Annotated in this window: 5 protein-coding genes; all 5 read right to left on the bottom strand. The window is 43.8% G+C overall.

Annotated elements, in window-relative coordinates; translation table 11 throughout:
• Positions 1–74: 74 nt before the first annotated feature.
• Positions 75–815 carry a phosphate ABC transporter ATP-binding protein PstB gene (gene pstB / locus CAG68_RS11865; protein WP_009704356.1) on the bottom strand — a complete coding sequence of 247 codons (741 nt, stop codon included), beginning with the start codon at positions 813–815 and terminating at the stop codon, positions 75–77.
• Positions 816–925: 110 nt separating this feature from the next.
• Complete coding sequence (gene pstA / locus CAG68_RS11860; RefSeq protein WP_152816154.1) at positions 926–2,176, bottom strand: phosphate ABC transporter permease PstA; 1,251 nt, start codon at positions 2,174–2,176, stop codon at positions 926–928.
• Positions 2,169–3,554: a phosphate ABC transporter permease subunit PstC gene (gene pstC / locus CAG68_RS11855; RefSeq protein WP_161441181.1), complete on the bottom strand. Its 1,386-nt coding sequence runs from the start codon at positions 3,552–3,554 to the stop codon at positions 2,169–2,171. The genes pstA and pstC overlap by 8 nt, the downstream gene beginning before the upstream one ends.
• A 4-nt stretch (positions 3,555–3,558) precedes the next feature.
• Positions 3,559–4,590 carry a PstS family phosphate ABC transporter substrate-binding protein gene (locus tag CAG68_RS11850; protein WP_061065271.1) on the bottom strand — a complete coding sequence of 344 codons (1,032 nt, stop codon included), beginning with the start codon at positions 4,588–4,590 and terminating at the stop codon, positions 3,559–3,561.
• Between the two features lie 408 nt (positions 4,591–4,998).
• Positions 4,999–5,238 carry a hypothetical protein gene (locus CAG68_RS11845; protein ID WP_161441180.1) on the bottom strand — a complete coding sequence of 80 codons (240 nt, stop codon included), beginning with the start codon at positions 5,236–5,238 and terminating at the stop codon, positions 4,999–5,001.
• Between the last annotated feature and the right edge of the window lie 386 nt (positions 5,239–5,624).

Below are 5,624 nucleotides of genomic sequence, written 5' to 3'. Positions count from 1 at the left end.
GTCCAGCATTGTGTTTACAAATAAAAAGAACTTTATCCATGTTCATTCCCTCACCAATATTCATCATCCGCGCACTATCCAAAATGCCCTTGCAAGTAGCCTTTGGTTAGCTCATGTTCCGGATGTTTAAAAATGTGCTCTGTCGGGTTAACTTCAATTAACTTACCTAAATGGAAGTATGCCGTTCTCTGGGATACACGCCTCGCTTGTTGCATTGAGTGCGTCACAATGCCAATAGCGTAATTTTCTCTCAGCTCTAGGATTAATTTCTCGATAATAGAGGTGGCAATAGGATCCAGTGCTGAGCATGGTTCATCCATTAATATCACTTCCGGGCTGATAGATATCGCGCGAGCAATACAAAGGCGCTGTTGTTGCCCGCCGGATAAGCCAGTCGCAGGCGAATCTAACCTTGAGGATACCTCATTCCAAAGCCCAGCCTTTTGCAATGACGCCTTTACCACATCATCGAGCTCAGATTTTGTATCCACTAAGCCGTGCAGTTTAGGACCATAAGCAATGTTGTCATAAATTGATTTTGGGAAAGGGTTCGGTTTCTGAAAAACCATTCCCACTCTGGCTCTAAGTTCTTCTGGCTCTAGAAAGAAAATATCGTTGCCATCTAGCGTCATATTACCGGTCACTTGGCACGTGGGTATGGTGTCGTTCATACGGTTGAGGCAACGTAAGAAAGTGGATTTACCGCAGCCAGAGGGACCGACCATAGCGAGCACTTCTTGCTGTCCCAAATCTAAACTTACATCGAAAAGCGCTTGGGTACCTGAATAGTACACATTGAGGTTGCTGGCGGTCATACTCGGATTGGCAGATTGATAAGCACCAATGGTTTGGTACGTTTCAAAAGCATCCTTTACACGTTTTGAATTCGATAAGTTTAAAGACTCAAATGTATTCCCTTCCATCATCACCACCTCCTTTCTAGCTTTTTACGTAAATAAAGTGCTACGCCATTCATCAAAAACAAGAAAAACAACAAAACCATGATGGCTGCGGACGTAAGTTCTGCGAAGCCTCTTTCTGGGTTCTCTGACCAAAGAAAAATTTGAACGGGTAAAGCGGTTGCCGCATCAAGAAAACCTTGCGGAATATCTACGATAAAGGCAACCATACCAATCATTAACAGTGGTGCAGTTTCACCAAGTGCTTGTGCCATGCCTATGATGGAGCCAGTAAACATTCCGGGAAGCGCAAGAGGGACAACATGATGGAACACCACTTGAGTTTTCGAAGCCCCCATCGCTAATGCGCCATCGCGGATTGATGGAGGTACAGATTTCAGAGAAGCTCGACTCGAGATAATAATGGTAGGCAGTGTCATCAATGTAAGTACTAAGCCCCCGACTAATGGTGTAGACCGAGGGAGGCCTAAAACATTGAGGAAAATAGCAAGCCCCAGTAACCCAAAAACAATGGAGGGAACAGCTGCTAGGTTATTGATGTTAATTTCAATGATGTCAGTCAGTTTATTTTTAGGCGCAAACTCTTCTAAGTAGATGGCCGCCCCAACGCCAATCGGAAAACTCAGAGTTAATGCAGTAATGATCGTGAATGTTGAACCCATGAATGCGCCAGCAATACCCGCAACTTCAGGATTCCTACTGTCCCCATTGTTGAAAAAGTACCAATTGAAACTTGTTCGAATACGGTCTTGAGCTTCCAGTTGTGTATACCAACTTTTCTCACGGTCAGAAAAGAGGCTGTCGTTCATGGTGGCTTTGCGCTTAGTATATTGATTAACAGCATCTCCCGCTGGCAGCCACAAGGTTAGCTGCGTAGTTCTCGCCTGAGCTTTGTCAATTGCTTCCTTTAGAAGATACTCGGACTCAGGTGACAGAAATTGGTAGAGTTTTCTCCGTTCAGAGCGTGTTTGTGCAGATCTGAATTCACTGCGGAGTGCATCTCTAAGTAGCTGTCTTGGTGAGTCTAACCTTGCTTCACCATTAATTTTAAAGGTCATTTTTATCTCGGTTGTTTTCAAAGCGCCGATACCCGTTGAGAAAATGGCAATGAACAAGATAATTAGGAATGACAGTGCTGAGAAGATCGAAAGAACACCATAAAGTCTAAACCGCTTTTCCGATTTTCGCCGTTGTTTTAACGAGTGACGGACTCGCGTGTTTTTGTCCTGAGACAACTTTAATAAAGGATCATTCATATTGCTCTCGATACTTCTTCACGATGCGTAAAGCAGCAACGTTCAAACACAAAGTGACTAAGAATAACGTTAAACCTAGTGCGAACGCGGCGAGTGTTTTAACGCTATCGAATTCTTGATCGCCCACCAATAAGGTGACAATCTGAACCGTGATCGTCGTGACGGATTCCAGAGGATTAGCGGTGAGGTTGGCAGCCAAACCAGCAGCCATCACTACAATCATAGTCTCCCCAATCGCCCTTGACACTGCGAGAAGTAACCCACCAACAATCCCAGGTAAAGCAGCGGGTAAAACAACTTTTTTAATCGTTTCGGAATGGGTCGCACCCATTGCTAATGATGCGTCTCGAAGGCTTTGGGGAACGGCTCTTATCACGTCATCAGACAGGGAGGACACGAAGGGAATTATCATTACTCCCATTACAACCCCTGCGGCCAAAGCGCTCTCAGATGAGGCGGATTGACTACCAAGTGATTCAGCCACATTGCGGATAGCGGGCGCTAAAAAGAGTGCAGCAAAGAAGCCGTAAACAACGGTTGGTATGCCCGCAAGAATTTCCATCATGGGCTTAATTATGTTTCTCGCTTTTTCTGGTGCATATTCTGCGAGATAAATAGCACTAAATAGCCCCACAGGGGCAGCAACTGACATTGCAATAACCGTGATGAGTAAAGTCCCCATAAATAGAGGTATTGCCCCAAAAGACCCACTAGCGCCTTGCTGGTCTTCTCGAATGGCTATTTGTGGTGACCAATGTGTGCCGAAAAGAAACTCATTGATAGGGACTTGAGAAAAGAAAAGAATGGACTCATACAAAACGGACAACACAATACCAATCGTCGTTAATATTGCGATAGTGGAACTTGCTGCAAGAAGGAACCGAATTGTTTTCTCGACATGAGGGCGCGCTCTGAATCCTGCTTTTATTTTGTAAAGCGCTATTATCGATGTGGAGACGATGAGCAGTATCGCGCTCCAAATTTTAATCGTCGTACTGAGTTCATTCAGCGCTCGATAGTAAGCATGGGTTTCAGTTAACTGAGTTTGATAGTTCGCATCGGCGCTTGTTTGTGTGTCGAGAGCTTGAATTTTGGCGTAAAGCAGGTCCCTCGTCGTCCCGGTCTCCGAGATTGGAATGAGCGAAGTAAAATGTTCAAGAGTAAGATGACGAACAAGCCAAGGCTCACTGATTTGCCAGAATAGCATGAAGACGAACACAGGGAGCACTGTCATCCACATTGCGTACCAACCGTAGTAATTTGGCAATGAATGTAGGTAACGTGCTCCTCCTAAATTCTGTGCAACTTTGAGTGCTTTCCATCTCGCAAACAGAAAGCTCAAAGCTGCACACAGCAGAACGACAAAGAAAATGTACATAGCTCTACAAATTTGGCGTTAGATTTTTGGCATCATTACGGACTTGTTCCCACTCCTTGAGAGGCAAAGAAATCAGCCCTCGGTCAGCTAAATAACCGTCTTCACCAATTGCATCTTCTTGCGTAAATGCATTCACATATTCTGCAATGCCAGGGATAACTCCCACATGTGCTTTTTTCACATAAAAGAATAGTGAGCGGGATACTGGATACGAACCGTCGCCAATGGCTTCAAACGTGGGAGCAACGCCATTAATCTTTGCACCTTGCACTTTATCTTGATTTTGGTCTAAAAAGCTAAAGCCAAAGATACCAAAAGCGGCTGGATTGCTAGATAGTTTTTGCACGATTAGGTTGTCATTTTCACCCGCTTCAACAAAAACGCCGTCTTCCCTAATACCGTGACACGCGGCTTTATATTGAGCCTTGTTTGATTTGCTCATCGCCTTCATGACAGGGTTGGTATCACACCCCGCTTCCATGACTAATTCGACAAACGCGTCTCGAGTACCTGATGTTGGCGGAGGTCCCAAAACTTCGATTTTAACATCGGGTAAGCTGCTGTTAACTTGCTTCCAAGTTGAGTAAGGGTTCGGCTTTAACTCACCGTTTTCATCGGGCAGAACTTTTGCTAGGGCCATGTATATGTCTTTGATGGAAACATTCAGCTGAGAAGATTTGACCGAGTTGGCAAACGCGATACCGTCGTAGCCAATCTTTACTTCGACAATGTCTTTAACACCGTTCTTTGCGCACAGTTCTATTTCCGAGGACTTTATCTTTCGAGATGCGTTGGTGATATCTGGTGAATTTTCACCAACACCAGCACAGAACAACTTTAGACCACCACCGGAGCCCGTTGACTCAATTTTCGGTACTGCAAAGTCAGTGGATTTCCCGAATCGTTCAGCCACAACGGTAGCAAACGGGTAAACCGTCGATGAGCCTACAATGCTGATTTGATCTCTAGCGTGGGTATGATGTGATGCAAGCACTAACCCTGCCGCAAGTAGTGAACCTAACTTAAACATACGCATGTCAATCTCCTTATTGAGCGTTCTGCTACTAAAATAGCCGTAGGAAATTGATGTTGCCAAAGATAGTAACCAAAAATTCATAAACCGGAAGAGAAAAGCCACGTTGGCTCTCATCTCGTATATGCAATTTTTAACTGTGTGATTATGTGGCGACGTAACGCGATGAGGGACGGGGGAGCAATGCTTTCTTATGCAGAGGGGTAGAAATTAGTTTGTCTAAAAGCAAAAATAACGTCGTGATATGCTTTCGTTATGATTGTGTAGTGTCATGGCTATCACATGAAACAGCATTTTCATCAAGGTGTCAGGTGCATGCAACAATGTCGCTTCATCATTAGATTGTACAGACTTCTTGTACTCCATGTCAGTTCTTAGCAACATTGCTTTAGCGCCTTAATTGGCGCTTTTTTATATGTGCACTGGGCTTTGTTTGCTTTTAACCAGTTCCACCAACGAGTATTTTGTTTGTTTTCCCAGCGAGACGTTTAGCATCGCAATAGATGTTTCTTTATCGCCGCCAAAAGCTCTAGTTATTGCGTCACAAACCTTATTCACTGAATATCTCTCTCCAACCATCCACCTGATCCAAAAATATTCAGCGCTATCAGAATCTAAGAGAGTATCTTCACCTAACATAAATTTTTTCATTGGACACGATCCTTATCTATTATCACCTAGCTTGTTTATTTTAGATTATATGAACCTTTTTTGTCATAAATGTTACACCTTATATGATTTTTGCCTTTGCACGTTACAGGGGTAAGTTCTTACTATCGTCAGCATGACAACATTCGCCACTACAGAGATGTGTAAATGATATCGAAAATCCAACCACACAGATTTAGCTCTAAACATGCGGTAAAGGTCACCAAAATAGAGATGTTTAAGTTCAAGTTCGAAGTTGCTCTGACTCACTTTGGGGCAGAACCTTCTTAGATCGTTCGCATCACAGTTTGTGATCACCAAGCGATTCTGTCGTATATTGGATGAGTTCGTAGGCGTTTTTTTGCAAAACATATTGGCTTCTATAGTTG

It is taken from the genome of Vibrio sp. V42_P2S4T144 (genome assembly GCF_009904715.1).
Classification (GTDB): domain Bacteria; phylum Pseudomonadota; class Gammaproteobacteria; order Enterobacterales; family Vibrionaceae; genus Vibrio; species Vibrio alginolyticus.
This window is presented reverse-complemented; position numbering and strand designations above follow the sequence as displayed.

Bases quoted from the DNA above. Each gene is read 5' to 3' on its own strand.
- pstC (WP_161441181.1), bottom strand. From the start codon at position 3,554: ATGTACATTTTCTTTGTCGTTCTGCTGTGTGCAGCTTTGAGCTTTCTG.
- CAG68_RS11850 (WP_061065271.1), bottom strand. From the start codon at position 4,590: ATGCGTATGTTTAAGTTAGGTTCACTACTTGCGGCAGGGTTAGTGCTT.
- pstB (WP_009704356.1), bottom strand. From the start codon at position 815: ATGACCGCCAGCAACCTCAATGTGTACTATTCAGGTACCCAAGCGCTT.
- CAG68_RS11845 (WP_161441180.1), bottom strand. From the start codon at position 5,238: ATGAAAAAATTTATGTTAGGTGAAGATACTCTCTTAGATTCTGATAGC.
- pstA (WP_152816154.1), bottom strand. From the start codon at position 2,176: ATGAATGATCCTTTATTAAAGTTGTCTCAGGACAAAAACACGCGAGTC.